Annotated in this window: 26 protein-coding genes; 17 read left to right on the top strand and 9 right to left on the bottom strand. The window is 59.8% G+C overall.

Annotated features, from left to right (window positions below; genetic code table 11):
• Position 1: 1 nt before the first annotated feature.
• The 6 genes from pglZ to PAF18_RS16780 are packed head-to-tail and all read right to left on the bottom strand — an operon-like array spanning position 2 to position 11,622.
• Positions 2-2,503, bottom strand: coding sequence for a BREX-1 system phosphatase PglZ type A (gene pglZ / locus PAF18_RS16805; protein ID WP_271118258.1), 2,502 nt, complete (start codon positions 2,501-2,503; stop codon positions 2-4).
• Entirely contained in the window at positions 2,496-6,002 is a 3,507-nt protein-coding gene (pglX, locus tag PAF18_RS16800) for a BREX-1 system adenine-specific DNA-methyltransferase PglX (protein WP_271118257.1), read from the bottom strand. The genes pglZ and pglX overlap by 8 nt, the downstream gene beginning before the upstream one ends.
• Entirely contained in the window at positions 6,002-9,523 is a 3,522-nt protein-coding gene (brxC, locus tag PAF18_RS16795; RefSeq protein WP_271118256.1) for a BREX system P-loop protein BrxC, read from the bottom strand. Before brxC ends, pglX begins: the two co-directional genes overlap by 1 nt.
• A gap of 4 nt (positions 9,524-9,527) precedes the next feature.
• Positions 9,528-10,130, bottom strand: a complete 603-nt coding sequence (locus tag PAF18_RS16790) for a DUF1788 domain-containing protein (RefSeq protein WP_132464600.1) — start codon at positions 10,128-10,130, stop codon at positions 9,528-9,530.
• Positions 10,127-10,771: a DUF1819 family protein gene (locus PAF18_RS16785; protein WP_271118255.1), complete on the bottom strand. Its 645-nt coding sequence runs from the start codon at positions 10,769-10,771 to the stop codon at positions 10,127-10,129. The genes PAF18_RS16790 and PAF18_RS16785 overlap by 4 nt, the downstream gene beginning before the upstream one ends.
• A complete protein-coding gene (locus tag PAF18_RS16780) occupies positions 10,768-11,622 on the bottom strand; it encodes a BrxR family helix-turn-helix transcriptional regulator (protein ID WP_271118254.1) in 855 nt (284 codons plus the stop codon). Before PAF18_RS16780 ends, PAF18_RS16785 begins: the two co-directional genes overlap by 4 nt.
• Before the next feature lie 201 nt (positions 11,623-11,823).
• On the opposite strand from PAF18_RS16780, the gene PAF18_RS16775 reads away from it, so the two are divergent.
• From PAF18_RS16775 to PAF18_RS16765, 3 genes are all read left to right on the top strand, one after another.
• The gene (locus PAF18_RS16775; protein ID WP_271118253.1) at positions 11,824-13,122 is read left to right on the top strand and encodes a peptidoglycan-binding domain-containing protein; all 1,299 of its coding nucleotides are present in this window, start codon (positions 11,824-11,826) and stop codon (positions 13,120-13,122) included.
• A 162-nt stretch (positions 13,123-13,284) separates the two neighbouring features.
• Positions 13,285-13,758: a thermonuclease family protein gene (locus PAF18_RS16770; RefSeq protein WP_271118252.1), complete on the top strand. Its 474-nt coding sequence runs from the start codon at positions 13,285-13,287 to the stop codon at positions 13,756-13,758.
• 121 nt (positions 13,759-13,879) lie between these two features.
• Positions 13,880-14,635, top strand: a complete 756-nt coding sequence (locus PAF18_RS16765; RefSeq protein WP_271118251.1) for a hypothetical protein — start codon at positions 13,880-13,882, stop codon at positions 14,633-14,635.
• A gap of 103 nt (positions 14,636-14,738) precedes the next feature.
• Here PAF18_RS16765 and PAF18_RS16760 read toward each other — a convergent pair whose 3' ends face one another.
• The 3 genes from PAF18_RS16760 to PAF18_RS16750 form a co-directional block, all read right to left on the bottom strand.
• Positions 14,739-14,963, bottom strand: a complete 225-nt coding sequence (locus tag PAF18_RS16760; protein WP_271118250.1) for a hypothetical protein — start codon at positions 14,961-14,963, stop codon at positions 14,739-14,741.
• A 166-nt stretch (positions 14,964-15,129) separates the two neighbouring features.
• Complete coding sequence (locus tag PAF18_RS16755) at positions 15,130-15,387, bottom strand: helix-turn-helix domain-containing protein (protein ID WP_159965062.1); 258 nt, start codon at positions 15,385-15,387, stop codon at positions 15,130-15,132.
• Positions 15,388-15,511: 124 nt separating this feature from the next.
• Positions 15,512-15,763, bottom strand: coding sequence for a hypothetical protein (locus PAF18_RS16750; RefSeq protein ID WP_076981275.1), 252 nt, complete (start codon positions 15,761-15,763; stop codon positions 15,512-15,514).
• 210 nt (positions 15,764-15,973) lie between these two features.
• Here PAF18_RS16750 and PAF18_RS16745 point away from each other — a divergent pair, with 210 nt between their 5' ends.
• Genes PAF18_RS16745 through PAF18_RS16680 form a run of 14 tightly spaced genes read left to right on the top strand, consistent with a single transcriptional unit; the run spans position 15,974 to position 26,373 of the window.
• Positions 15,974-16,342, top strand: a complete 369-nt coding sequence (locus PAF18_RS16745; protein ID WP_242115333.1) for a hypothetical protein — start codon at positions 15,974-15,976, stop codon at positions 16,340-16,342.
• Between the two features lie 43 nt (positions 16,343-16,385).
• Positions 16,386-17,006: a lytic transglycosylase domain-containing protein gene (locus PAF18_RS16740; protein WP_034452016.1), complete on the top strand. Its 621-nt coding sequence runs from the start codon at positions 16,386-16,388 to the stop codon at positions 17,004-17,006.
• Positions 17,003-17,296: a TrbC/VirB2 family type IV secretion system protein gene (locus PAF18_RS16735; RefSeq protein ID WP_110281104.1), complete on the top strand. Its 294-nt coding sequence runs from the start codon at positions 17,003-17,005 to the stop codon at positions 17,294-17,296. The genes PAF18_RS16740 and PAF18_RS16735 overlap by 4 nt, the downstream gene beginning before the upstream one ends.
• Entirely contained in the window at positions 17,289-17,567 is a 279-nt protein-coding gene (locus PAF18_RS16730; RefSeq protein WP_009808059.1) for a VirB3 family type IV secretion system protein, read from the top strand. The genes PAF18_RS16735 and PAF18_RS16730 overlap by 8 nt, the downstream gene beginning before the upstream one ends.
• Positions 17,557-19,920, top strand: coding sequence for a VirB4 family type IV secretion/conjugal transfer ATPase (locus PAF18_RS16725; RefSeq protein WP_271118249.1), 2,364 nt, complete (start codon positions 17,557-17,559; stop codon positions 19,918-19,920). The genes PAF18_RS16730 and PAF18_RS16725 overlap by 11 nt, the downstream gene beginning before the upstream one ends.
• Entirely contained in the window at positions 19,917-20,084 is a 168-nt protein-coding gene (locus PAF18_RS16720) for a hypothetical protein (protein ID WP_271118248.1), read from the top strand. Before PAF18_RS16725 ends, PAF18_RS16720 begins: the two co-directional genes overlap by 4 nt.
• Positions 20,074-21,228, top strand: coding sequence for a lytic transglycosylase domain-containing protein (locus tag PAF18_RS16715; protein ID WP_434802276.1), 1,155 nt, complete (start codon positions 20,074-20,076; stop codon positions 21,226-21,228). The genes PAF18_RS16720 and PAF18_RS16715 overlap by 11 nt, the downstream gene beginning before the upstream one ends.
• A complete protein-coding gene (locus tag PAF18_RS16710; protein ID WP_271118315.1) occupies positions 21,228-22,037 on the top strand; it encodes a type IV secretion system protein in 810 nt (269 codons plus the stop codon). The genes PAF18_RS16715 and PAF18_RS16710 overlap by 1 nt, the downstream gene beginning before the upstream one ends.
• Before the next feature lie 16 nt (positions 22,038-22,053).
• Entirely contained in the window at positions 22,054-22,707 is a 654-nt protein-coding gene (locus PAF18_RS16705; RefSeq protein WP_271118246.1) for a VirB8 family type IV secretion system protein, read from the top strand.
• A 2-nt stretch (positions 22,708-22,709) separates the two neighbouring features.
• Positions 22,710-23,405, top strand: a complete 696-nt coding sequence (locus PAF18_RS16700; protein ID WP_271118245.1) for a TrbG/VirB9 family P-type conjugative transfer protein — start codon at positions 22,710-22,712, stop codon at positions 23,403-23,405.
• Entirely contained in the window at positions 23,402-24,781 is a 1,380-nt protein-coding gene (locus PAF18_RS16695) for a TraB/TrbI/VirB10 family type IV secretion system protein (protein ID WP_271118244.1), read from the top strand. The genes PAF18_RS16700 and PAF18_RS16695 overlap by 4 nt, the downstream gene beginning before the upstream one ends.
• Before the next feature lie 4 nt (positions 24,782-24,785).
• On the top strand, positions 24,786-25,772 hold the full coding sequence (locus PAF18_RS16690; protein WP_271118309.1) for an ATPase, T2SS/T4P/T4SS family: 987 nt from the start codon (positions 24,786-24,788) through the stop codon (positions 25,770-25,772).
• Positions 25,769-25,963, top strand: a complete 195-nt coding sequence (locus tag PAF18_RS16685; RefSeq protein ID WP_133344176.1) for a DUF4177 domain-containing protein — start codon at positions 25,769-25,771, stop codon at positions 25,961-25,963. Before PAF18_RS16690 ends, PAF18_RS16685 begins: the two co-directional genes overlap by 4 nt.
• Positions 25,960-26,373: a hypothetical protein gene (locus tag PAF18_RS16680; protein WP_271118308.1), complete on the top strand. Its 414-nt coding sequence runs from the start codon at positions 25,960-25,962 to the stop codon at positions 26,371-26,373. Before PAF18_RS16685 ends, PAF18_RS16680 begins: the two co-directional genes overlap by 4 nt.
• The last annotated feature ends 2 nt before the right edge of the window (positions 26,374-26,375 follow it).

The following is a 26,375-nucleotide window of genomic DNA, read 5'->3' as shown; positions in this document are numbered from 1 at the left end:
CTCAAAAGTCAAAATCTGTTGTGATGCCACGTTTCAACTGGAAGCGATGGCTTGTGTAGTCCTGATAGTGGCTTGTCTTGCCAACCCGCTCGCGCAATTTCAGGAATACGTCTTGGTTGTTGAATTTGTCCGCCTCCCGCGACAGCAGGAACTTCCGGGGCATTTCGCGCTCACGCGCGTTCTCGGATGTGAAATCGAACTGTAGGACATGCTCGTCTGAAATCAGTGTGTCATCGGCGGCATAGATCCCCGCCACCAATTCGCGCGCCTGCATCTTCTCGGACACCGGTTGCGCCTGGTAGAAGATCACCGCCGTTTGCCCAGACGTGATCTGGCTGCGACCGGACACAATGATCTGCACCTCAACCTGGTTCACATCCGCCTCGCGCTGTTTGCCGACACGAATGACAGGGATGACGATTTCCTGCAGCGACGCGCCACCATGGACAAACCGACTTCCCGCGCCTTTGACCCGAAGACGGTTGATAGAGTTCGGGATCAGGACATCGAGGTCGCCAGTGAGGCCCAGGTTGACCGAGGAGAATTTCTTCATGCCTGCGGTCTCATGAAGGCCACGACCGACGACGAACCGACGGTTCCGCATCAGGATTTCGTCGCCTTTGGGATCGGCAACTGCGAAGTCGCTCTCGTCAAGCGCTCGGTGCTGGTAGAGGAAGCCGTGATCCGCCGTGATTAGGATATTCGAAAAGTTTGCCGAGGTCAGCTTTCGAACGAGTTTAGTCAGCTCTTCGATCGCGTCTTCGGCAGCCTTGGGCAGCTGATCCTCGGTCTGGAGCTTGTCCCCGATCGCGTCGATCAGGTTGTGATAGATGTAGACCACGTCGTTGTCGCGGAAGAGCTCTTTGCCCTCATCGACACGCATATCCAGGACGTCGTGCGCCAGGAGGGCCTTGGTACGATCCCCTGCGCGCCCGGTTGCCAGAAGCTTTTCGCGCGCAGCGAGGCCTTGAGTGCTTTCCCCATCAGACAAGACAGAACCCTGCCCATCGGCCGCAAATGACAGGCCCCGGTTTGGCAAAAGTGCTGCCATCCCGAGCTGTGTATAGCTCGGAAGCGCGCTGATCATGGGTTTCAGCTCTGCGTCAAACCGGTTCAGCGCCCGTATGCGGCGCAGGCATTCCTCGGCCACCTCAAAGCGCAAAGCATCCGAAATGATGACCGCAACCTTCTGGTCCTTGCGGCGGAACTCTGCGGCCTGCTCGAAATAGAAGGCGCTTTGGCGTGGGTATCCGGCAATGGTCCAATCGGTCAGCCCTGCGACCTGATCCTGCCAGGCATCGTTCAGCTTCAAGAGGTAGCTATTGGTGTATCTGTTCTCGACCGCATCGTAGAGTTCCGAGAGTAGTGAGGCATGGCCGCTGCGCTGCATGTGGTAGATGAATTTGCGATAGAGCTGGTCGAGCTTGTACCAGCTGCTGACATACCGCTTCACCCCCTCGGCAGGGCTCGTCATCCCCAGATTTGCCTCGGCCAGCGCCTGTTGGAATTCAGTCGCAAAGCCGATCGCCTGATAGATATCCTCGTAGGCACTATACCAATGGCTCTGCCGGCGCTCGCGGACCCATTTCAGCACCTCGGACGCGCTCACAGTCTGGGTCGACATCGCATGAACAAGCTGTCGGATGACGTGGCGATCGATTTCCTCGAAATGGTCGACCGCCATTACCGACCGGAAATCGCGCTTGGACAGATCTTCCGGGATCTTCAGCAGGCCCTGATAGCGTGCCGCCAGCGTCTCGAAAGCTTCTTCCCAGTGGCGGTTGTTCTTCCAGCGGCGGAAGACCAGCAGGGCCTCGGCGTTCAGCTTGCCATCTTCGCCGAGCGCCCGCAGATACGCCGACTGGAAAAGCGCGATCGCAAAGTCCTCGAAGTCGGGCTCGTCCGGCTGATAACCATAGGCATTTCCGACCTGCTTCCAGAACACCTCCATCAGGCCCGAACGCTCGATGAGCCGCATTGCATCATCGCGACCTTCAGCCAGCTCGCCCAACAGCGCTTCGACCACAGTATCAAGCCCACCTTCGGCGCCAGCACAGACGGCAAGCATTCGCAGCCGAACCTGCGATTGGGTATCGGCGGCATTCAAAAGCCGTTTCAGTTCAGCCACCCGCGCTTTTGAGCGGTAGAACTCCATATGGTCGCGCACGACGTTCTCAAACTGCGGCGGCAGGCCCAGCTCACCCAGCCAGCTCGCCGCCTGATCCGCCTTGAACACTGCGGTAGCCAACTGCAGGTCCAGCAGCCAGTTCGCCGCGTTCCCAGGCTCTGGCCCGTCATGGAACACCAGAAACTTCGCCTTCGGCTCCTGCCGCAGCACACGGTATTTCAGCCCGAACTGGTTGTTGGTGATCTCCACCTTGGTCACGCCCGCCAGATCGAGCGCATCGAACTCTCCCCGCATGTCGCGCGCGGCGTCATACCAGAAGACGATGCGATGCTCGTCGAAGAGGCGTCGTAGGCTGGCGGTGATCCGGTCAGTCATCCTTGGCCTCTAGTCCGGGGATCTTCTTAAGCGCCGCGCCGAATTTCGGATAGTTGGCCTTCACACCGTCATCGAGGTCGATCTCGATCTTTGCCTGCGCCAGAGGGAAGACAACATCGCGCTCCCACTCGTTTAGCTCGTCGATCTGTTTGGCGATCACGGCCATGTCTTTCAGCGCCTTTGTGCGCTGGCCCTGGCTGGCACTGGGGTCATCCGATAGCTTTTCCAGCCGCCCGCGTTCACCCTCAAGCTTGCTGATGAACTCGCGCAGGTAGTCGTTGAGCAGCACCGACACTGTGTCGCCCCGATAGCGGTGCATGTAGATCAGCGCGTTGAACGTGCCCTTGGGACTTGAGAACATCCAGTAAATCGGGCGCTTTTTGTAGCGCTTCACGTGGTCGGCGTAGAAATCCTTGGTGAAATACTTGCGGATGTCCTTGCCAAGGGCATCCTCGATATACCGCAAGTTCTCGCGGAAATGCGCCTCGCCAAAGGTCACTCGCAGGAACAGGCGGAAGCGTTCGGTGATGTCATCGGCGAACCAGTTTTCGTCGAGCACAGGGATCACGTTGTCAGCGTCGGGCGTAAAGGTCGGCTCCGGGATGCGGGCGAGGTAGTCCTCCAACCGCTCGCCCTGGTTGGCGAGGATCAGGCCCGGCGCGTCGAGGCTGTAGCGGCCGAACATGCAGCCTACGGCATAGCTGAGGAACTCGGCCATGGTGTCGGCGCGCAGGCGGGTCTCGTTCGCCGCCGCGTCGTTCTTGATGCCATAGCGATAGGCGGGGTTGCAGGTGAGGGTGATTTCGTTCAGCGGCACCTCGGGGCTCAGCTCGTCTTGCAGGCCATAGGCGTCGATGAAGATGCGGTTGTTCTCTTCCTCCAGCCGCTGCGTCTCGTCCGTCATGCCCTGCCAATGGGCGCGAAGGGTGGCGTAGCTGTCCTCGAGCGTATCCCCGCGATGATCGGGCGAGAGCAGCGGGAGCGTGGTGAAATCCCAAGAAGTTTCGTAGGCGTCCCAGTCGGACTTCGCCAAGTCGATAAGCGTTTCTGTCGGCGGTGCGTCTCGCAGTTCCGAGATGTTGCCCGGCAAAGGAACCCGGTCAATATCGCCGCTTTGAAACGCGAAAGTTGGGTTCAGGACGGAAAGGGCTTCGCGGGAGAAGTTCGAGTTTAGAAGCGCAATCCCGAATTTTTCGTCATACAGTGGCGTGGTGGAAAAACCTGACATCCCGTTTGTATCAAAAACAAAACCGTTCGGGCGATACCTCGCGCAGAGCATTCCGCTTGTCGACGTCAAACTCCATGTAATCGCAGGCCGGAAAAAATAAGACAGGTTCTTGAGAGTGGCAAGCCGGTTGCCTTTGTCGTCCCGTAGATCTTTCAGATGCCTACCGTCATCTTTCCATAAGATTGCGAGTTCATTGTTCCCGAACCATTTCCGCTCTTCGCCGCCCTTACTGTAGGGAAACCATGTTCGGTCTGAATTGAAGCCATCAGGATCAAACTGGGAGCGGTCGAAATCGTTGAAACCAACTTCGTGCCAGAACCGAAGAAATCTATCGTTATCGCCAGTTGCAATGCCTTGCTTGCATTCAAACTGAGACTTGAACGAAACATTAGAAGTAAAGCTCTTGCGAAATTCATCCGAAAGCCAATAGGCTATTGGAGTTCCCGGAACCTTGAGCATGTCAGTCTGTTTGGCGGAAAATCTGTTATATGATTTATCGAGATACAGGCGCTCGATCTCGCTAGGTGGACGGACGCTTACCTTGCTTTCAAAAAGCTTCCGATAAACTCCTAACGTGCTCTCCGTCGGAGCGCTACTTTGCATACAAAACGCAACTGTTCCGAAGTCAGGACCAAAAAGTCCTCTTCCAACGTGAAGAAGGCTCGTGAGAGTCTGACTGCTCAGCAAGTCAGTTCTCAGATCAGCATATGAACCGATAAACATCCACGAAGGTAAATTTATCATGGACCAATAACCAGCCGGACGGTTGAGTTGATGGCATCGGTCCATGAAGCAAGTCATCAGATCCGATTTTGCTGATTTGAATGTTCCCTTCAGCCAACCTTTCAGGCCCGGGTTCATGTTCTTCCCGCCCATATAGGGCGGGTTGGCTACAACCGCGTGATACCTAGACGACAGCGCCTCAGCCATGCGAAGCACAGTGATGACGCGCTCCTGCACCTCTTTCAGCAGCAGGTCGCCGCCGAAATCCCGCGCCGCGACCACCCGCAGCGTCTCTGCCGGATCGCGCAGTTTCGGCACGATCAGCGAGCCGAAGTTCTTGGCCTGCTCGAACTGACCCAGCGTCTCGCGCAGCTCGTCCGTAAACAGATCCTTGCCCACAAGAGCGGCCACGTCCTGCATCTCGGCATCTGTAAAGGCCACGTTCTGCAACACGCAAATGTCGGGCTTGGCCGCCATCCGCAGGAACCGCCGCCGCCCCAGCCGCGCCGCCGCCTTCATCGCCAGCGCAAAGGCGGCCAGCGCGCCCGCACGGTCGTCGATCTCCACCCCCGTCAGGTTGTGCGTCAGGATCAGCGCGGGGATCTCTGTCGCGTCATAGCCCTCTTCCTCGTAGATGGCGTAGAGCAGGTCAAAGGCATAGGTCAGCATGTGCCCCGACCCGGCGGCAGGATCGCAGATGCGGATGTCTTCGGGGCGGGTGATGCGCAGGAAGTCCGTCTCGGGCTCTTCCGGCGCGATGTAATAGTCCATCCGCTCGGCCAGGCGGCTGCCCGGCCGGTTCAGCAGCCAGAGCCGCCCCAGAGAGTTCTCGACCAAATAGCGGACGATCCAGTGCGGGGTGAAGAGCTGCGTCGCCGCCGGGATGTTCTCGGCTGTGATCTTCTGGTTCTTCTTGAGGCCCGCGAAGACCTGATCCTTCTTCTCCGAGATGTAGAACTGGTAGAGCCAGCCGATGATCTCGACGTCCTGACAGGCATCCTCGGTCATGACTTTGCGCAGCTCGGCAAGGATCGAGGATTGCGATAGCAGATCCTCGGGCATCAGAAGTTCGGTGTAGTCGTCGATTTCCTCGAACAGGAAGGGCATAGGCCCGTGCCACTGGTTGCAGGTATGGACCAGCAGCTGGCGATAGGCCTCGGCCTGCGGGTCAGACGACGGGGTGCGGCCATCAAGCAGCGCCGCGATGCTGCCCGGCGCGCCCTCGGGCAGGTTGCCTGCCATCGCCTCGGCCAGAAGTTCCGGCCGCGTCTGATCCCCGGTTGGCGACACAACGCCCACGGTCGTGTAGCCGTTCACATCCATGAAGCGCAGAGCGGTGAAACGGTTGAACCAAGTATAGGCGACCTGTTCGATCACTTGCCGCTTGCCGTCCCACGAGATGGCGGCATTCAGCGCCTTCATCGCCGTGGGATGCTCGCGCTGCACCGGGGCGGCTGGATCGAGCACGAGGTCGAGCTTGGAGGTGACCTGATCGATCAGCAGGTTCCGAGCCGCCTGGGCAAATTTCTTGAGCGCGTTCGTGTCCATTAGACGATCACCTTCTTGCCCGCGCGGATCTGCTCCAGCAGGGTCTTCTTCATAGCGTCGACATATTGTTCGACGTCCGCCTCTTCGGTCAGGTAGGGCTTGGCGAAGCCGACCTTGATTTCCGTAGCGTTAACGTAAGTTGGCTGCGGAGCGGCCGGCGGGGGCTCATTCATACCGGGTTTGGGCTGCGGCTGCGTGGCCGGTCGGCTGAGCCGTTCGACCTCCGCCAGAATGCGCGGCAGCAGATCGAGCTTCGCACCGTTTGCCCTGTCGCGCAGGATCGGGATCATCTTGACGCTGTCGAGCCCGGCTTTGTGGCTGTCGATGTTACGCTTGATGTGCGCTTGGTCATCTGCTGAGAGTGCCTGGAACTCTGGCGTCTGCGCAACTTTGGCCGAACACTCATCGATGGCCGTGATCACGGCCTTGCGCTCCTCGAGCACGGTCAATTCCACGCGGTCTTTCAGTCCGTAAAGTTCCGTCTTGAGGGATTGAATGGCCGTGCCCCTGTAACAGGCAGGATCTGCCAGCGTGCGGGCCAAGGCCTCGCCCGCAACAGCATCGACGTAGGAAATATTCGCTTCCTGATCGCGCAGAAAATCGCGCGCATCGTCATAGATCTCGCGCTGTGCGCCGCCCATGAAACTGCGGACCTTGTCGAGCACGTCTTCCTTGGCGTCGAGCAAGTCGTCTTCCTGCGCCGCAGGTTCAGTTATGTACCAAGTGGCGGGTTTGCCCACCATAGCCGAGATTTTCGCCGCCAACGGCTCAAGCGCCACGACAAACGGATACTGGGCTTTCTGGGCCAGCAGCTTTCCCAGTTCTTCCGACAGTGTCCGAGTGCTTTCCAGCCATTCCGCCCCAATCGTGCGGGCGTCGGTGCCGTCCGTGGGGAGATCAAACAGCTCTTTGTAGAGCTCCTTCGCCTTCCGAATTTGGGCGGAGGTGAACTCGGTCTGCGGAGTAAGGAGGACATTGGCCAAGGCATGGCTGTTATTGAGCGCCTTCGCGAGTTCGGCGCGCTCAAGCACCATGCTGTCCGAGCGAGTTTCGAGCTTCCCTTTAGCGGATAGGCTTGCGGCGAGGCATAGAACTGCGGTGACAGGCCACCCATAAGGTTTACCACCAAACCGTTCTGTAAGGTACTTGACGGAGACCTTCACGCCGATCCGGGCCTGAGACTGGACGTAGTTCAACACGTCCTGCTCGGCCTCGGTCAAACCTTCGCCGTTGTCGCCAAAGAGCCCGCTTTCAGGCGTTGCGGCCTTGAGAATGTCGGCCTCGGAATAGGTCACCCCCCGCAACATCGGGAGGTTGACATAGACTTTGTCGACAAGGCCCTGGAAGCCTTTCACGATCCGCTCTTGTGGCTCTTCGCCGCCGATATCAAGCTCATCGCCGCGCACGAACATCCGCGCCTCTGCCATGAGCTTGCGCAAGCGCAGTTCGAGGTCCTTGTAGCGCCGGCTGTTCTGATCCCCTTTCTCCGCGACAATGCGGTCGCGCCCCGGCTGCTCCGAGCCTGCTCGGGCTTGCCGGATGAACTTGTCGGTCTGCTTGAAGAGCGTCAGATCACGAATGAACCGCACATCAGCTTGCAACACGACCGCTAGTTCCTCGCGGCTCACATTCCGCATTCGCACAGCCTCGGGCGAGGCGACATCGTCGTTGAAAGGGCTAATCAGATTAATCGAGAGCTCATGCTCCCGGCCCAAGAGGTGATCGTCCAGTTTGCGGCTGAAGCTGTATTCATTGCCGGTGGTCAGATGCTTGATCTTGCGATGGCGCAAGATCGTGTCGAATGCCAGCGTCTCCATTTCCTTCGACAGTTCGGACGGGTCGACATCGAGCGCCTTGATCTCGGCCTCGACATCCTTTTCCTCGTTTGTCAGGAACTCGTAGACCTCGCCATTGCGCTGGATAAGCGTGTTTCGTTCGAGGAAGGACAGCGCTTCCTCAATCTTGCGGCGTTGTTTGATCTGATCAGTATCGAACTCAGAGAGCAAAAGGACGCTGATGTTGCGCACCGTTGGCTTGAACTCCTTGACGTATTTGACAAGGAACAGCGCTTTCAGCACCCGGACTGCGAAAGGGTCGATGTCCTGGATTTCCTTCTCGGCAATCTGGATCGACTGTTGGACGGCGGACTTCAGAGCGGTGCGGATGCCCTCGAACATAAGATCGAACGTGGCAAGGCCGCCCACGGGCTGGTCTGCCATCTTCTTGGCGACCTCCTGGAACACACCCAGCATCGAGCGTTCGCCGACCGAGCTGTGTTTTCCCTCAAAGGCGTTGTGCTGCGAGAGCGACGTGATCGCCATCTGGAACAGCATGTATTGATACGGGGGGAACGGGTAGCTCGAGACAAAATGAGCGCGCCCGTCAAAGTTCTTCAGCTTGATCGACCCATCCGTAAAATCAAACAAGGTCTTGAGGTTGTTCTCCTCGCGGTCGTGCAGGTTGCCGAGCCGCACCTGGCCTTCGTCGGTCTTCGACAGAAGGCGGCGCTGGATGACCTCAGCCACGTCGGCAGAGTTCAGAGGCATCTTCACGCCAAAACGCGCCATGATCTTCGAGAAGTCCTGCGACTGAAACGCCTTTCCGTCCCCGATGATAGCTTCCATGTCCTGCTGTGAGGTCACGATGACCCAAGCCTGGCCTTTGCATTTCGTATTAAGGCTTTCGGCGATGGTTTGCAGGTTCGTCATCAATTTGACGTTTTCAGCGATGTACTGGCCTACTTCGTCCACGAAAAAGTTCAGCCGGAACTTCGGCGCCTGCTTGTCGATCCAAGCCTTCACCTTGTTGGCAAAGTCCTCGATCGAAACTCGGGTGTCAGCGCGATACTGGCCCAGAATGTCTGCCGCATCTGCTGGGTCTCCACCTGTCACGGATGCGAAGGCGGTGGCAATGTTTTTACGCTCGAGCGCTGCCTGTTCACGGCCGCGCTCCCAAGGCTTGCCAGCAGCAGCCGCATAGGCATCCTTAAACGCAGCCAGCTGGCCGCGATCATCGAGGTCACGCTCAAACTGCGCGATATGGGGCAGCTTGCCGTAGTAGCCGCAGGCTTCGTCAAAGACCTTCTGGAACACTGAGAGCAGCGCATCCACATCGGTCTTGGAGATAACATCCGCCTTCTGGTCGATGTTGAAAAGGATCGACTTTGAGGGCACGGAGACCGCCTTGCGCAAAGCGCCCAAAAGCATGGGCTGATCGATTAGCTTCTCCTCGAAAATGTCAAAAGCCCGCGTGCCATCGACTTCTCGGTTTTCCATGAGAAGGGCCAGCATCTTCAAGAGGTGCGACTTACCGGAGCCAAAGAAGCCAGAAATCCAGACCCCATTGGCGGTGTCGTAGTTATTATAGGCATCAAGGAAGGTCTCGAGGCGTTTGCCAATTTCATCGGTGATGACATACTCGTCGAGTTCGATGCGCAGGCTTGCTTCATCGTCAGCCTTGATCACGCCATCAATCGGGCGGTCGACAGGCTTGGCGAAAATGTTTCTCAGAGCAGTGGTCATCCGGTCAGACCTCGTAGTTCAGAATGTTAAAAGCACGGTAATATTTGTCGTCATGCAGCAACCCGAAGAGATCGAGGGATCCCCCCGTCGCTGTGGAGTGAGTGTAGCTGCCGGGAAAGAACAGGACTGTTGGCTTGTCTTTGGCGGTGCTCTGGAGGTTGTTGAGCACATTGTGTGAGCGGATATACGGATAGACTTCGCCCACACCGGAAAGAAAGATCACGTCATGCGGCTGAGCGGCGATAGCCGCACCAATCTTTGGGATCAGGTGTTCATGGACATCAAGAACGCCCTGCAAAAGCTCGCGCAGCTCTGACTTGTCCATCTCAGGCTCTGCGGCAAGGACGTCTTCGAGGATGCCGCGTTCCTCGAGAAGCCCAAGGGAGATTTCGTAGAGGCTCAGGTCGAGCGCCGTCACGCCCGCATGGGCGATCCGCTCGATCAGATCGCGCCGGTCCTCGATCATTGTGACGCCTTCTTCCGCCGGGAACGGGCAGATGAAAAATGGCACTTCGTTGCCGAGGCCTTGCTTGGTCAGGAACCGTTCGCTGGTGATGACCCGGTAGAGGTGCTCGGCGCGTTCCTTGCGTGACAACTGCGGGATCATGATGAGCCTCCCTCGATCGCAACGCCAGGGAACACCGCAAGATCGGTGGGGTCGGTCGCCTCGATTATCTGCCGGAACTGCGCCGAGAGATAAGTCGACTGGATCCGGTTATCGCCAGAGATAACGCCAGCTTCCCGCATCATGCGGAACAGGATCTGCCGGAGCTTGTTGCGGGTGCTGTCGCTGATCGAGGCCAACCCCTCATTCCAATCGGCTTTGGCATCAAAGAATATGTCGAAGCTCTCGAGCGGCAGGTCCAGCTGATAGGCGAGATACCGATCACAAATGACCTCAACAGCGAACTCACGCACGAACCTGTAAGCCCGACATGTGGCGATCCACAGTAGGTGTTGTTGTTCTTGTCGACCGGGCCCACTGACGAAAAAACGGATTTCGTCTTCGGTCAGCGTCATCAGGCGGTTGACGATTTCGCGGAGGGTGCGCCGGTTTGAAGCCGCCTTCGGCAAAGACGTCGCCCCCTCTTCGAGCGCGCGTGAAAGCGTTACTTTCCAATCTTCACCGGCTACGTGCAGTTCGGCGACGATCACGCTCTCATTCAGAAACAGCCCCCCAGAGGTAAAGGACATTTTGTAGGGCTGATGGTTTGCTCCGAAGTCTGCTTTCCGTGCTGCCATGGTCATCCAACGACCTCGTCTCGATTCAACAGCACGATCTGCTGGTCCTGCGGTTTTCGAGCGGCGGGGTCGGTATCAAGCCCCAGCCTCTTAAGCGCGTAGAACAACAGCGCGCGGCGGACCACGATCTCCGCGCGGCCCGCCTCCATGCCGTAATCCATCTCTATCGCGCGGCGTTGGTTGTCGGAGAGGTCCGGATGCGGCCCAATCTCGAGCAAGACGTCTGTGTGCCAAGCGCCATCGGAGCCAGGGTCCGACGTAACAGGCCCTTGGCCCCCGACCTCCACGATGCGAGAGAGCAGAAAATCCTTGAAAACCTGGTCATTCTGGCAAAACGCGCGGGCATGCCAACGGAAGCCGTCAAAGGCAAGAGCATGGGGCTCGATCCAGCGCGCGTTTGGCTCAGGGCGCGACATCGACTGATAGGTCACCTGTAAGGCGGCCGGCAAACGGATCGCCGCAAGAACATCGCGCAGCGTTTCAGGCGCCACGCCTCGGGCAGGTGTCGGCGTTGCTCCAAAGCCCGGGAAGACGCTGATCCAGCTTTGCTCCGCGCTCACCAGCCCTTGATCGACGGCCCGCAGCTGTGCGAAGTACTCCTCTGCATCCGGCTTGAGATATTTGGGCTTGAACTGTTTGCCGCGCAGGTAGGTGCGCAGGCTCTTGTCATAGACGAGGTTCCGCTTGGCCTGATCGATATAGGCGTTCAGGTCCAGCGATGCCTGCTGTGTTGAAACCCCGAACGCGTCCATCAAATCCCCTCGGTTTATCCGCCCCTGCCAGAACAGGCGAAACTCGATGAACTCATATCGACGTTCGACACCCCAGTTCAGCTGCTTGCCCTTCTTGCGAGTCACTTAGTGCCCTCATCTATATGTCGCAAAGCTACACGCGTCTAGTTTTTAGATTGACTCACAAACCAGACCATATGACGCTTGCAGTGTCAGGAAGTCGATTCGTGACAAGCCCGTCACGTTATTAGACGTATCACAAACTTGGGGGCTCGCCCCAGCATTACCCTCCCGCACCGCTCACTGGAAGGGAAAAGGAGCTTTTGCATGACGATACTTCGTACGCTCACCGCATCCTTGTTGATCAGCACCTGCCTGACGGCAGGCGCTGTCGCACAAGAAAGCTCTCCGCTGGACGCAGAAATTACAGCGATCGACAGCCAGATTTCCGAAGTCGATGCGACGATCTCCCGTTATGATGGGGGATTGATCCGTATCCTTGCCGAGAGCCGTCGCGAAGCGTTGCTTCTGTTGCGCACGGTCGTGGAGGCAAGACAGGCGGCGGAAGCCTCTGGCGCGATGATCGAGGTCACCGTACCGGCGGTAGTGCCAGATCCGGAGCGCGCCGAGCTGCTTCTAGGAGAAATGGCCGCACAACAGGGTCGTGTCGAGACCGCGGAGCGAGAAGCGGCCTCGGCAGGGGGATTGATTCAGGCGGTGGCCCTCAGCCGTGTGGAAACCGAAAAGCTCACGCTCGCTCAACTGCAAATGGCCTATCTGCAGGCCCGTTACGGCATCGCCTTCCCGGTGACACCGACCGTGACAAATTCAGCGCCGCCCATAACCGACCCAACTTCACCCGCTGCCATGAGCCAAGGCGAAGGGGTCGCTGAGACCGCACTGCCTTGGGCCGACCCGGACCACCCGGACATCGACTACAGCCTCACGCCTTTCGAGCAAGCGCATAGTGAAGGGGACCGGATCTCGGGCTGGTGGGTGATCAATGAAGAGCGTGCAGCAATCGACGACAGCCCGTCGGTGGTCTCCATAAACTACTCTGCCTATGACGCACGTAGCTTCGGTGGTCCTACAGCTTTACTTGCGCAATGCCGTGAGGGCGAAACGTCTGTGGTATTCGTCCAGGACGACTTCTTGATGAGTGCCATACGCCGGGATTCGTTCGACATCACCTACCGAATCGACAGCAATCCTGCGCAATCGACGCGCTGGAACGAGTTGACCAATAACAAGGGTGCCGGGCTCTTTGGCTCTGGCTCGGAAGGGTTCCTGCGCGGCCTTTATGATGCCGAGAGCTTTTTCATCCGGCTCACGGACGGCAATGGCCGACGCTACGATGCAGAATTTGATCTCGCCGGAATCGAAGATGCGATTGAAGCCGTAGCAGGCGCCTGCGGATGGTCAACGCTAGATCTCTCGCCAGACGACTACCGTGCGATCCAAACTCTCCTGAACGCGGGCGGGTTTAACGCAGGCACCCCAGACGGCGTCTGGGGCAATGGATCGCGCAATGCGATGCGGGCGTTCCAAGAACAAAGCGGCCTGCCCATCACCGGCGCAGCCGATCGCGCAACCCTAGAAGCACTGGGCGTCCAGCCCGGCGAATAGCAACCTTGCCCTACACAGCCCCGCCCGCAAATCATCCGTGACATGATGCGGTGGCCTACGGGCGACTTCACAGGGCTTGGGTCTTCCCTACGGGATCATCCGTTTATGTCTCGTCACCTCCGCAAAAAGATTGGTTTGCCCTTATTGGTTTGCCCTTTGCGCTTGCTGCTCGCCCTCCTTCTGTTCTCGTTTGTTGCCGCCCCGCAGGCCCATGCCGATCGCTTGACCGGCGTTGCCAGCGTTATCGACGGCGACACGTTGGAAATCCGGGGACAGCGTATCCGGTTGCATGGGATCGATGCCCCGGAAAGCCGACAGCTTTGCGCCACGGCCGAGGGTCAGCGCTGGCGGTGCGGACAACAAGCGGCACTGTCTCTCGCCGACAGGATCGGCCGCAGGCAGGTCAGTTGCACCGTTCGCGATACCGACCGCTATGGCCGCTTCATTGCGGTCTGTCATCAAGACGGTACCGATCTGAACGCTTGGCTTGTGCGTGGAGGGTGGGCCCTGGCTTATCGCCGATACAGCCGCGACTACATCCGCGATGAGACCGAAGCCAGATCCGCACGGCGCAATATCTGGTCCGGACGCTTTGACATGCCGTGGGACTGGCGCCGCGCGCAAGGTGGCGGATGATGAAGTGCGAGGCTGTCGGCTCGCGATCTTGCCTACCACCGCAACCGCAACACGCATCATCAATGTTGCAATAGTATATTTTCGTATGTATGCTGGGTGAAGATCGTCAAGGGTCCTTGCCATGCGCTTCGAATTCAAAAACCTCCCTCTGGTGGCCTTTTTAGCTCTCGCCTTGACCGGGCCAACAGTTCCGACGCAAGCACGCGCCCAAACCTATCAGATCGATTGCGCCATCCTGCTGTGTTTGTCCGGTGGGTGGCCGGCTTCCGTGCCATGCGCACGCGCGCGGGCCGAGTTCATCCGGCGCATCACACCTTGGCCGGTGGAGCCGCCGCTGCAGATTTGGCGCTGCCCCATGGGTGCGTCTTACGATGGGCCTGCCAGGTCGCGCCCCACGGACCGGATCTTCGATGCCCTATATGGTGGTTCAGGAACCCCACCAAACTCTTCAGCCCCGCTCTTCGATCAGGCAGCCGAGGCAGTCGGGATGCTTGGGCTTAAAGGCTCCAACGCGGCTGGGGACAACTTCGTAAGGGCTGATTACGCCCTCCAGCTCGTAGAAGACCGCGCCGACATCGATATCAGCGGGCCGGAATTCAACTTCGTGCGTTCCATCCGCGTCTTTGACGTTCGTTATGCCCGCCAGCACGAATCCGGGCGAGATGGCGACTGCAACCGCAGCGCCGCCGTTGTCCTCGGCACCTATGGGATCCAGGGCGATTTTTCGTGGAGGGCGTCGTCACCCGCAGCGCTTCCTGCTGCGCATGCCGGTCTCGAGCGGTGGGGCGAGCACTGCCCGAACATTTATCACAGATCCGTCTTTGTGGAGTGGCGTGACTATAGCGGGAATTACGGCTTCGAGCAGGTCAATTACTGACTGTTGAGGCGCCGCGACGTCGCGCAGAGCCTTGTACGAAATCAAACCTGCAACGCAGGCACACTCACACAATCGAGGGCCATAAAGGCCATATTCTACCATGTCAGTCGTTGCGACAGGGCAGCTGCGTGAGTGACGCGAAGTCAATATCGGCTTTATCCGCATCGCAGAGATCCGGGTAAATCTTTGAGACACGCTGCGGGCCATGGATGTCCCACCGGATTGCCAGAGCACCTGTGTTCCAGCGATATACCCAGCCGACAATGGTTTCTTCATCGGCTGCAATCAAATTGGCGATCGCGACGCCTTCGACCTCATTTTCGTTCACTGTTTACTGACTTCCTGCAATTTGGCGTTGCGGATAGCAGCTCAGATCCAAAGCGTTTGCTGCAACCGTGTGCCGGGCCTCGTTAAAATCGGTTACTGTTCGTCCTCGCGGTAACGAATTCACAACGGGAGAAGTCAGCTCCCGTGTTCTCGAAATATGAAATGGATCAAATCCGGTGGTCGGGCTCCGTGGCGGCTTCGACGATCGCCAAAACCTCGAAGGGGTCAAAGCCGATGGCGCGCGCCAGAACGACCAGTTCGACGACGTCGATCCGGCGTTCGCCGCTCTCAATGCGTGCCACGAGAGATTGATGGCACTTGAGCCTGTCCGCCAAGTCGTCCTGGCCCAAGCCTGCGCTTTTGCGCGCGTCGACCAACGCCTGGCAGAGTGCCACCTGCCCTTTGCTTCTGATTGTTTTTGCCACGCGTCACATACCTTTTGTGACGTCGCTAGCGGATGAAATCTGTTATCTAAAAAGTAGATATATGAGGGTGTTATCGGCGTCTGGTTTCCATGGGCTGCAAGTCTGATGCTCCCGAGGTTGCCCATCAATCCCCTACCAATTGTAGAAATCGGCCATAGTCCTCGCTGACTTCGCGCGCTTCTTCGAAAGCGCGGGCGCGTTCGCTGTCGAGGCAACGGAAGTAGCTCTGGATATCCTGGATGTAGTCTTCGAAATCGCCACGGATGATGTCCGCATAGTCCCGCGCCGCCTGCGAATCGCTTGGCAGGAAAGGACGGGCCGGGGCGAAGCAGGATTCCGCCAAAACCGGCCCGGGAACGCAGATTAGAAGGACTATAGCTTGCAATGGGAGCAGGCATGTCAACCTTGGGTTTCTCAAACCTGTTATCTCCTTGATCGCAGACACTGGCCGTGACTAGTGTTTGCATGACCAAACTACAGCTAAAGCACGATATTACATCTTGCGGTTGATAGTATACTATCGTAACTCTGGGCTTCAAGTGGGAATGCCTGGGGTCGCGCCATTGGAGAAAGCGTGAGCCGGGCCATGAACTGGGACATCGAAGCACCAAATGTGGTTACGGAAGCACGTTTCCGCGAACTCGTGGAAAGCGGCTATAGCGCAGAAATCCTGTGCCAGGAGTCGGCACATAAGAAAGGCCCCAGCTATTACGGGGTCTGGATCATGCGCGTTGTCTCTGATGATGGCGTGGAAAAGCTCCTCGTCACCGCCCGTACGCGGACGACTTACAACGATATCAAGATCCGCGAGTTCAAGACGATCTCTGGCGTGGTGTCATTCTTCATTGGCCTTGGCTTTGCGCATGTCGACCTGCCGCTTGAGGCGGGGACAAGCCGTACGCACAAATTCGCCCCGCCAGACAAAGTCCCATCAGACAAGGGCGCTGACACCTAGCCTCGTCTGTCTCTGGCTGGTCGCAGCACCTGCCTCCGCACAGATGGTCCTGGTCATGGAGAGCGACGGCTCTCTGACCCCCTCCCGCTCTCAGAGCGGTTTTGCCCGGAACTACAATGACGGCATTGGTCAGGGATCGGCGTCCGATGGTTTGGCCATTCTTGGCGAGACTGAAGCAGCTTCCGAACCTGACGCACTGAGGTTTGCGGCACTCGCCCAGCCAGCACCCCTGCCCCGCGCAGATGTTCTCTTAGGCATTGAGGCAACGGCCCTGCGCTATGCCGGCCATCCGGGCCTGCGGCGCGCAGAGCTCTCCGTGAGGGATTGGCTGGCTCTCTACCGGGCCAATATCGAGGTTGAGAGCGCCTACCGGCAGGATGCGATTTCAAGTGCGGGTGCCATTGGCCTTGGTCAATTGATGCCAGCAACTGCGCGTGATCTGGGCGTCGACCCGCGTGATCCGCTGCAGAACCTCGACGGGTCCGCCCGCTACCTCGCGATGATGCTGGAAACCTTCGGCGATCCGCATCTGGCGCTGGCGGCCTACAACGCGGGGCCCGATGCGGTCCGCCAGTATGGCGGCGTTCCCCCCTACCGAGAAACCCAGAACCACGTGGCCCGCGTCATGGCTGTCGTAGCCCGATTGGAAGGATCAAATTCATGAAACAGATTTCAAACCTCTTCGTCGCCGCGCTGGCGATCTTCCTGCTCATTGCAGAACCGGCCCTGGCGCAAAGCATCGACCTCTCCCCAATCCAGAGCCTGCTGCAAGGTATCGTCGATGCGTTGACCGGCCCGCTTGGCGTCGTCATCGCCACACTCGCGGTCCTCGGCGTTTTCTTGAGCTGGTTCTTCAATATCATCGACCTGCGCCAAGCGCTTTGGGTGCTTGTCGGCATCGCTGGTGTCGCCGCCGCCCCCACCATCGTTGCGGCGGTCTTTGCCGGTGGCTGAGCGCTCGCCTCTCTTTCTCGGCCTCGTGCGCCCGCCCAAGCTCCTGGGCCTGCCCATCATGTATGCGATGGTCTGGCTCTTCGGCTCCGTGCTTCTCTTCGTCTGGGTCCAGCATATCGCGGTGCTGGCTGTCGCGGCCCTGCTCTACCCGGTGCTTTGGAAGGCCGCAGACTGGGATCCGCGCTTCATCGACGTGATGATGACGGCGCTGCAGGAAACCCCGCCCACGCGGAACCGCAGCATTCACGGCGGGGACAGCTATGCCCCGTGATGCTGCGCTCGATCCCCGCACGATGACACCAGAGTGGTATTCACGCGAGACCCGCCTCGCGCACATGCTGCCCTATGTGAGCTTAGTTGATGACCAGACCGTGCGGACGCGGGTCAACGAGCTTTTCCAGTGCATCCGGCTCGACGGGGTCAATAGCTACACGACCGATGACGCATATCTCGACAAGGTGACCGCGCTCTTTGCTCGGATCATTGCGCAATTGGGGCCGGAGTTCAGCTATTACGTCCATAAGGTCTCGAAGGCGATCACGCTGGACCTCGAGCCGCTGCGCGAGGACAGTTTCGCGGGAGAAGTCGACCGTCTCTGGCGCGAGAAACTCGAGACCAGCGGGTTGCGCGACAAGACCCTGACCCTCACGGTGATCCATCGCCCGCCTCCGAAAAGCGTCCTGCCGTTCCTGAACCGCAGCGCGCCGGATCGCCTCAAGGAAGCGACCGAAAAGCGCCTTCGCCGATTAGCCGAGGCCGTGAACGTGTTCCTGTCTGGCCTGACGGAGCTGAACCCACGTGTGCTTTCGGCCAAGTCCGGCGAGTTGATCGGCTTTCTGGGGGCCCTCAACACTGGCCAGGAACTGCCGCTCTATCCGGCGAACACCTATGGCTTCCTGTCCTGCAACGTCGCCAACACGCGAGTGACGTTTCAAGGCGATCACTTCGAGCTCTCCGAAGGCGTCGTGGGACACCGCTACGGCAAGAGTTTCACCATCGGGGAATACTCGGAAGGCACCTCCTGCACCATGTTCGACATGCTGAACCTGCCGGTCGACATGATCGTCACCCATTCCTTCACGCCGATCAATTCGAACCTCATGGCGGGCCGCATCAAGCGGCAAAAGCGTCAGATGCAGGCCAGCCAAGATGCGGCGCTCTCGCTGATGGAAGCACTCGACATCGCCGCAGATGATCTCGAGGCCAAGCGCCAGAGCTTTGGCGAGCACCACATGGTCGTGACGATCTTCTGCGATACGATCGATGAGCTGCAGACGCTCAGCGCCGAAATTGTCAACGCCGCCGCCGCCGAAGGCGTGAAGATGATCGGCGAGCGCGTCGCGGCTAAAGCGCATTACCTCAGCCAGCATCCTGGCAACCAGCCCAAGCGCGTGCGCGCCAGTGCCATCACCAATCGCAACTTCGCGGATTTCGCGGCCTTCCACCGGACCCAACTCGGCAAACCGGCCAGCAAAGTGCCCTGGGGCAAGGTCATCACCCTGTTTCCGACGCCGGAGCAGAGCGCCTACCGGTTTTCCTATCACGAACAAGGCTCGCCCGACAAAGAACCGACCAGCGGACATACCCTGATCATGGGGCGGCCCGGGTCGGGCAAATCGGTGCTGTCCGCCTTCCTGATGACCCAAGCCCGTCGCCCAGGGGCGCGGATCTTCGTCTTCGATTACCGTCTTGGCATGGAGATGGCCGTCCGTGCCAATGGCGGGCGCTACGCCTCCCTGAACGCAGGCCAGCCCACGGGTCTCAACCCGCTCTGGACCGAGACGGATGCGCGCGGCACCGCCTGGCTCTCGGATTGGCTCACAACCCTGCTCTACCGCGCCGACAAGCCGCTGACCCCGGCGCAGACCAACCGCATCCAGGAAGTCGTGCGCCAGAACGCGCAGGCCACAAACCCGGCCCTGCGGAACTGGCGGGATTTCGCATCGCTTTTTGTGTCCACCGACGATGGCGGCGATCTGCACCAGCGCCTGCTCGAGTGGACCGAAGACGGCCGCTATGGCTGGATCTTCGGGCAGAGCCTTGAGGACACTTTTTCACTCAAAGGCGATCTCGTGGGCTTCGATCTGACCGGCATTCTCGACAGCGAGGCCGACAAGGAACGGATGGCGGTCCTGTCCTATCTTTTCCGCCGGGTCGAGCGCGAGATCGAGGACCGCCGCCCCACCATCATCGTGATCGACGAGGCCTGGAAGGCGCTCGACAACGCATATTTCGCCGAGCGGCTGTCGAACTGGCTGGTGACCGCGCGCAAGCAGAACACGGTTGCCGTGATGATGACGCAATACGCAAGCCAGCTTGAGCGCACCCGGACCGGCAAGACCATCGTCGAAGCCGTTCCGACGCAGATCCTGCTGCCCAATATCCGCGCGCAGCCTGCGGACTACGCCATGCTGAACCTCACGGAGAAGGAGCTCGACGTCCTTCTCAACACGGGCAGCAACAGCCGCCTCGCACTGATCCGCGACGATCAGGGCTCGATCGTCGTCGATGCCGATCTGAGCGCCCTTGGCCCCACACTCACCATCCTTGGCGGCATGGAAAAGGGCGAAGCGCTTGTCGGCGCCGATTACCGCAACCGCCCAGATTTTTGGAGGCTTTCATGATCCGTAATCTTGTCGCTTTGGCTGCGCTCGGCGCACTGGCCTCCTGCACCCAGTATCGGGAGCCGCAGGCCAATTGCTTTTCCTTTCTCGCCTCGACGGCAGCGACAGCCCAGGATTGCCACTTCGCACCGCTCGGTGCGCCGGAGGGCGACGTTGAAGTCTAGCCTGCCTCATATCCTGGCGTTTTGCCTGCTGCCCGGTCTCGCCTTGTCTCAAGGTGTGCCGACCAATGACAGTGGGCTGACCGCGCGTGACATCGTCGAGACTGGCGATCGCGAGGCAGACTTGGCTGTTCAGGCCGACAAGCTTGCCGTGCGCGAACTCATCGCCGAGATCGAACGGGAGCAGCTGGAAACCCTCCGACGCATCCTCGATGCCCAGACCAGCTTCGGCGGTCAGGGGCTGCCGGCCATGGTCTCAGGGCTGGAGAGCGGCAGCGGCGATCCCGACCGCTCCGTCGAGGCCGTCTATGGCACTGCCGAAATCGATCCCAACCCTGGCGGCGCGCAGATGTTCGGCGATGCGGCGGAAAGCATCGAGCAACTCATCATTCGCGTGGCCCAGGAGACCAGCGGGTTTGCGGGCGTGGGCCGCGCGGGCCTTTCTCCGGTCCAATGGCGGGCCCTGCTGCAGGCTCTCATCTGGCAGGAAAGCCGCTTCACCATTGGCGCACGCTCGCCGGTCGGCGCCTTTGGCCTCACTCAGATTATGCCCGGTACGGCCAGCGATCTCGGCATCAACCCGGAATACTACGACAGCCCCTACCTGCAGGTGCATGGCGGCGCGCGCTACCTCGCGACCCAGCTCAACACATTCGATGGCAACATCATCAACGCCCTCGCGGCCTATAACGCCGGACCCGGCCGGGTTTTCGAGTATGGCGGCGTCCCACCCTTCCGCGAGACCCAGCACTACGTCCAGGTTATCCCTGAACGCTACAATCTCTATCTGACCCGTATCGGCGGGATCGAAGCGCTTGGCACGATCGACCCCGCGCTTCTCGCCAATGCCAACCTCTCAATCACCGGGCACGGCGCGTCCTTCTATGGCAACAACTCGCCTGCGGCGATCAGGCAGGCCACCCTGCGCATTGCGGATATCGTCGAACGGATTTCTGAGACTGAAGACGTTCAGGAAAGCATCGCGCTCAACACCTATGCCCGCGCCGAACTGGTGCGTCTCGTGGCCGCCCGCATCCGGCTTCAGGCCGCCCGCACCCGCGTGCTCTCCGCCGAAGAGCTGGCCCAGGCCAGCGCCCGCATGGCCGAAGGCGCGTTCATGGATTTTACGATCAGGGAGATTGAATGATGGGACATCTGCTCTTGAGGACAGCTTTGGCCACGACACTTGGCGTTGGCTTGCAGCTCAGCGCCCTACCCCCTGCCGCAGCACAAGGTGTACCGGTCGTCGACACCCAGAACATCGCGCAAAACATCCAGCAGCTGCGGCAGATGATCGAAGACGAGATCCTGCAAAACGAGCAGCTGACGCAGCTCCGTGAACAGCTCGGCCTTCTCACGGATCAACTCGCGGAGCTGCAAAGAACCTACGAGGCTCTCACCCGACTTGCCGAGCTTCCCGAAATCATCCGGACGGAAATGGAAGACGAGTTGAACGGTCTGCTCGACCAAGAGTTCGGGGACATCCTCGCCACGATTGAGGCGATCAAGACTGGGGATTTCTCGGGCCTCTCGGGCTCCGGCGCAAGCGAAATCGAAACCCAGATGGACCGGGTGCTGGCCGATCTCGGCTTCGATGAAGACACCCTCTCGGAAATGGCCACCAGCGGCAATCCCGGGGCCAACCGTGTGGCCACGCAGGCAACAACCGGCGCACTCGTCTCAGCCGCCGCCCAGAACAGCTATGAAGATGCCAGCCAGTCGCTCGAGCGGGTAGACCGCCTTGTCGGGCTCATCGACGACATGGAAGAGCTCAAGCAAAGCGTCGATCTCAACACGCGCGTGACGGCTGAATTGGCCATCGCCCTCGTGGCAATGTGGCAGCTGGAAGCGATTCAAACCGTGGGCGATGGCACCGGCGGCGTGATCGATGCCGCCACCATCGCCGAGGAGCAGCGCTTCATGGATTTCACGCTGCCCGAGCTGCGGGCCGAGTGAGTGCGGGGTGTGACGCGTGGCGAGTGAACAAGAGATCATCGAGGAAGAGCTGGTCTACGGTGCCCTGCGCCGTGAACGGCTTTGGCAGCGTCTTGGCCTGATAGGCCTTGTCATCGGCATCATCGGCTGTCTGAGTGCCGCGGCTGTCTCGATCCTCGATGTCGATCCGCCCCCCGTCGTTGTCCCCTATGATCCCGCCACCGGCTTTGCACTCCCCGAAGCATCGGTGGGCGCTTCCTCGGTGACCGCCAACCAGGCGATCATCGAGGCGGAAGTGTTCCGCTATGTGACCGACCGCGAGGTCTACAACCAGCTCGACAACGACCTGCGCATCCGCAGCGTCCTGCGCCGCTCTGACGGGGCTGCCGAGAGCGGGCTACGCCAGATCTGGAACAGCGCAAATGAGAACTACCCGCCGACGGTCTATGGCCCCAATGCGCGGCTCGACGTGGAGATCCTCAGCATCAACCGGATCGGAACCAACCGCGCGACGGTCCGCCTGCGCAAGCGCCTGACGTCCATTAACGGCACCCAGACCGGCCTCTTCACTGCGACGCTTCTCTTCGAGTTCCGCCCGGAGACCCGCCGCTCCATCGATGAGGTCTGGACCAATCCATTCGGCTTCACCGTCCTCGAATATTCCATCCGCTCCGACAGATTGGAGAACTGACGTTGTTGTTTATAAGATCGCTTATTTTTGTCATTGCCCTGTTGCCCGGCTTCGCCTCTGCCGAAGCCATCCCGCGTGGTGGTCCCAACGACAGCCGAGTGCGCTTGGCCACCTACCAGGAGGGTCAGGTCTACCGCCTCAGCGTGTCGCTCACCCATGTGACCACCATCGAGTTCGGCGAGGGCGAAAGCATCCGCTCGATCATCGCGGGCGACACCGAGGGCTTCGAGATCGACGGCGTCCCGGGCGGTCAGGCCTTCGCAATCAAGCCTGTGGCGCGCGGGGTGCATACCAATGTGACAGTCTATACGAACCGCCGGAGCTACTACTTCAACGTCCAGGAGGTCCGCAGCCCGACCTTCTACGTGGTGCAGTTCCGCTACCCTGACGACGCTGCGCGCCCGACCCGGGCCATCGCCGCCCAAGCGCCGAACTACAACTACGGCGCCAGCGCGCGGACCGAGTTCACGCCAACGCGCATCTGGGATGACGGGACGTTTACGTATTTCGCGTTTCCAAGAAACGCGCCTGTGCCCGCGATCTTCCGCTACGCGGGCGGCCGCGAGCGCACGGTCAACACGCAAATTCCTGAAAACGACGTGATCCGCGTCAGCGGCGTGAACCGCCAATGGGTCCTGCGACTTGGCGAAGAAGTGGTCTGCATTGAGGCGATCCCGCCCGCGGAGGCCACCTCATGAGCGATACCGAGAACACCGAGCTGGAAAGGCGCCTCGCCGCCCTTGAGAAAGGCAGTGCCCGCGCGCCCATAGCGGCGCAGCGCCGGTCGCCCCTTCTCGCGCTGGTCGTGGTCCTCGTCATCGGCGCGGGTGGTGCCATGCTTTATCTCCTCTCACAGCCCGAAGGAGAGGAAGCCTTGCCGACGGCCACTCCGGACGTCTTCCAAAACGAAGGGGATGGCTTTGGCGCCATCGAGACCTTGCCCCCGCCCGAGCCCGAGGTTGTGTTCGTCGGACCAGACCCCGTCGAGCCCAACGCGGAGCTTCTGGCGCAGATCACCGCCCTGCAGGCCCAGATCGAGGAGTTGCGCAACGCCCCTGAACCAGTTGTCGAGGAAGACACCGCCGCCGCAGAGGCAATTGACGCGCTGACTGCTCAGATCGCGGCGCTACAAGCCGCCTCGGAAGCCGCACAGCAACGATTTCAGGACGAACTGACGGCGCGGGATCGCAGCCTTGAGCAACTCCGCATGGATCTGGAACTGGCCCAACTCGAGGCCAGCCGACCGCAACCCGCGCCAACGGGCCCCACGCAGGATGAGCTGCGCGCACGCGAGCAAGAGCGACTGCGCCGCGAGGAGGAAGCAAGACGGCTTGCGGAACTTGAACGCCGCGCGGCTGAGGAACGCGCATTTCAGGATCGGCGCATCACCTCACCCACCATTGCCTTTGGCGGCACCTCCGGTGCAAATGAGACGGCCTTGACCGAACGGACCTTTGGGGAAGTGACGGATTTCGTGCTGAACGGCGCGCTGCCCACTTCTGTGACGCAAGCCGAGGTCATCGCCAACCCGTCCAATACCATCATACAGGGCACGATGATCCAGGCCGTCATGGAAACCGCCCTCGACAGCTCCCTGCCCGGCCAGACCCGTGCCGTCGTGTCCGAAGATGTGTTCAGTTTCGATGGCTCGCGCCTTCTGATCCCGCGCGGGTCACGCCTGATCGGGCGGTATCGTTCCGGCGTCGATATCGCGCAGCGCCGGGTCACCATCGCCTGGGACCGGATCATCCTGCCTGACAATCAAACCATCCAGATCAGCTCTTTCGGGGGTGACGAGTTGGGCCGCTCCGGCGTGACCGGCTTTGTCGACACGCGCTTTGATGAACGCTTTGGCTCGGCGGCGTTGATTTCGCTGATCTCAGCGGCCCCAAGCGCCGCTGCAGCAAATGTGCAGGATGAGACCGCCGCGGATGTGCTCGAAGACGTGGGCGATGATCTTGCCGATGCCACGGACAGCGTGATTGGCGATTACCTTTCGATCGGTCCGGTCATCTATATCGACCAGGGCGCCCGCGTCACCGTCATGGTCGACCGCGATCTGGAGATCTTCTGATCCCATGTCGCTGAGCTATCTCCAGACCTCGCTTGATCGGATCGACGCCGCAGCACGCGACGATGTCATCGAGATCTGCATCAATCCTGACGGCACCTGCTGGGGAGAATTTCAGGGCGATCACTTCATGAGAAAGCTGGATCAAGCGTTGACCGCAACCGAAGTGAAAGACCTCGGCAACCAGATCGCCTCTTCTGCCAATACCACGATGAGCAAGGACCGCCCCATCGTCTCGGTCTCAATCACCTACAAGGGGCGGCCGATCCGGGCACAGGTCATCACACCACCCGCCGTGCTCTCGGCCATGTCGATCAGCCTGCGGTTTTTCTCAAGCTTGCCGCTCGATGGAATCGCGCTCGATTTCCTCTATGGCAAGGAACGCAAGCTTGAAGAACTCCGTCTCGAGAAAACCCGGGAACTGCGCGAGGTTGTTACGTCTGGCGTCATCGATGATGCGCTTGCTTTTTGCGTCGAGAACAAACTCAACATGATTGTCTCAGGCGGCACCTCCACCGGCAAGACCGTCGCCGCGCGGAAGATCCTCACTCATGTGCCACCAGAGGAACGCATTGTCACCATCGAGGAAGCCGCCGAGCTTCTGCCGACCCAGCCAAATGCCGTGACCCTCATCGCCAATCGCGATGCAGAGTTCCAGACCGCCGATGTGCTGCTCACCGCCACGCTGCGCATGCGCCCCGACAGGATCATCCTGGGCGAGGTGCGCGGCAAGGAGGCAATGACCTTCCTCGAAGCCATAAATACAGGGCACGGCGGGTCCATGACCACCCTACATGCCGAAACCCCACAGCTTGCCGTGCAGCGCCTCGCGATCGCGGCACTTAAGACCGAGATCCCGATGACCTATGCCGACATGATCCAGTACATCGAGAACTCCATCGATGTGATCATCCAGGCCGGTCGCCACGACGGCAGGCGCGGCATCACCGAATTCTACCTACCCGGCGCAACCGAGATTGGAACTTCTCCATGAAGACATTTGAATACGATATCCTGTCCTTTCCCATGACTCGTAAGACCAGCCTTGCCGACATGCAGGCCAGCCTGAATGCCAAAGGTGCGAAAGGCTGGGAGGTGGTGTCGATCAGCTCCTCGGAATTCGCCAATGTGGGACACACGGTCTTCCTGAAGCGTGAGACCACACTCGCCGGAGCTACGGCATGAGGCAGGCGGGCTGTACCCTCGCACTGATTGCGCTGGTCCTGGGCCTGACGTCGGCACCCGGCTTCGCTGAGCGCAATCTCGTGCCGACCCTCGAGCGCAGTTTCGACGTCTGTCCAGAACGGCCCGCTGAACCCGTGTGGATGCAGGAGATCCCCCTGCACCAAGCCTATCAGCGCGTGCTGGTTCAAGACATCTACCGAGCCCAAAATCTTGAACGCATCGTGGAGACTGGCAGCTGCGCTTGCGAGATCCGGTTCCCGTCCTGGGATGATGCCGAGGGGGCGTTTCGTGAGCGCCACGCCAGTGACGAACGCTGGGAAATGTTGCAGGCCTCGGACGCCTACAACCGCCGCGCCAACGCCGCCCGAACTGCCGCCAAGGCCATCTGCGACGCCGCAGGTAATTGGTAAGG

The organism is Paracoccus sediminicola (genome assembly GCF_027912835.1).
In the GTDB taxonomy this organism is placed as follows: Bacteria; Pseudomonadota; Alphaproteobacteria; order Rhodobacterales; family Rhodobacteraceae; genus Paracoccus; species Paracoccus sediminicola.
This window is presented reverse-complemented; position numbering and strand designations above follow the sequence as displayed.

What these genes read in the sequence shown, in the direction of transcription:
- PAF18_RS16745 (WP_242115333.1), top strand. Translation starts at nt 15,974, where the DNA reads ATGAACTGGGACATCGAAGCACCAAATGTGGTTACGGAAGCACGTTTC.
- PAF18_RS16710 (WP_271118315.1), top strand. Translation starts at nt 21,228, where the DNA reads ATGGGACATCTGCTCTTGAGGACAGCTTTGGCCACGACACTTGGCGTT.
- PAF18_RS16765 (WP_271118251.1), top strand. Translation starts at nt 13,880, where the DNA reads ATGCGCTTCGAATTCAAAAACCTCCCTCTGGTGGCCTTTTTAGCTCTC.
- PAF18_RS16775 (WP_271118253.1), top strand. Translation starts at nt 11,824, where the DNA reads ATGACGATACTTCGTACGCTCACCGCATCCTTGTTGATCAGCACCTGC.
- PAF18_RS16680 (WP_271118308.1), top strand. Translation starts at nt 25,960, where the DNA reads ATGAGGCAGGCGGGCTGTACCCTCGCACTGATTGCGCTGGTCCTGGGC.
- PAF18_RS16790 (WP_132464600.1), bottom strand. Translation starts at nt 10,130, where the DNA reads ATGATCCCGCAGTTGTCACGCAAGGAACGCGCCGAGCACCTCTACCGG.
- brxC (WP_271118256.1), bottom strand. Translation starts at nt 9,523, where the DNA reads ATGACCACTGCTCTGAGAAACATTTTCGCCAAGCCTGTCGACCGCCCG.
- PAF18_RS16690 (WP_271118309.1), top strand. Translation starts at nt 24,786, where the DNA reads ATGTCGCTGAGCTATCTCCAGACCTCGCTTGATCGGATCGACGCCGCA.
- PAF18_RS16695 (WP_271118244.1), top strand. Translation starts at nt 23,402, where the DNA reads ATGAGCGATACCGAGAACACCGAGCTGGAAAGGCGCCTCGCCGCCCTT.
- PAF18_RS16785 (WP_271118255.1), bottom strand. Translation starts at nt 10,771, where the DNA reads ATGACCATGGCAGCACGGAAAGCAGACTTCGGAGCAAACCATCAGCCC.
- PAF18_RS16685 (WP_133344176.1), top strand. Translation starts at nt 25,769, where the DNA reads ATGAAGACATTTGAATACGATATCCTGTCCTTTCCCATGACTCGTAAG.
- PAF18_RS16720 (WP_271118248.1), top strand. Translation starts at nt 19,917, where the DNA reads ATGATCCGTAATCTTGTCGCTTTGGCTGCGCTCGGCGCACTGGCCTCC.
- PAF18_RS16725 (WP_271118249.1), top strand. Translation starts at nt 17,557, where the DNA reads ATGCCCCGTGATGCTGCGCTCGATCCCCGCACGATGACACCAGAGTGG.
- pglZ (WP_271118258.1), bottom strand. Translation starts at nt 2,503, where the DNA reads ATGACTGACCGGATCACCGCCAGCCTACGACGCCTCTTCGACGAGCAT.
- pglX (WP_271118257.1), bottom strand. Translation starts at nt 6,002, where the DNA reads ATGGACACGAACGCGCTCAAGAAATTTGCCCAGGCGGCTCGGAACCTG.
- PAF18_RS16740 (WP_034452016.1), top strand. Translation starts at nt 16,386, where the DNA reads ATGGTCCTGGTCATGGAGAGCGACGGCTCTCTGACCCCCTCCCGCTCT.
- PAF18_RS16735 (WP_110281104.1), top strand. Translation starts at nt 17,003, where the DNA reads ATGAAACAGATTTCAAACCTCTTCGTCGCCGCGCTGGCGATCTTCCTG.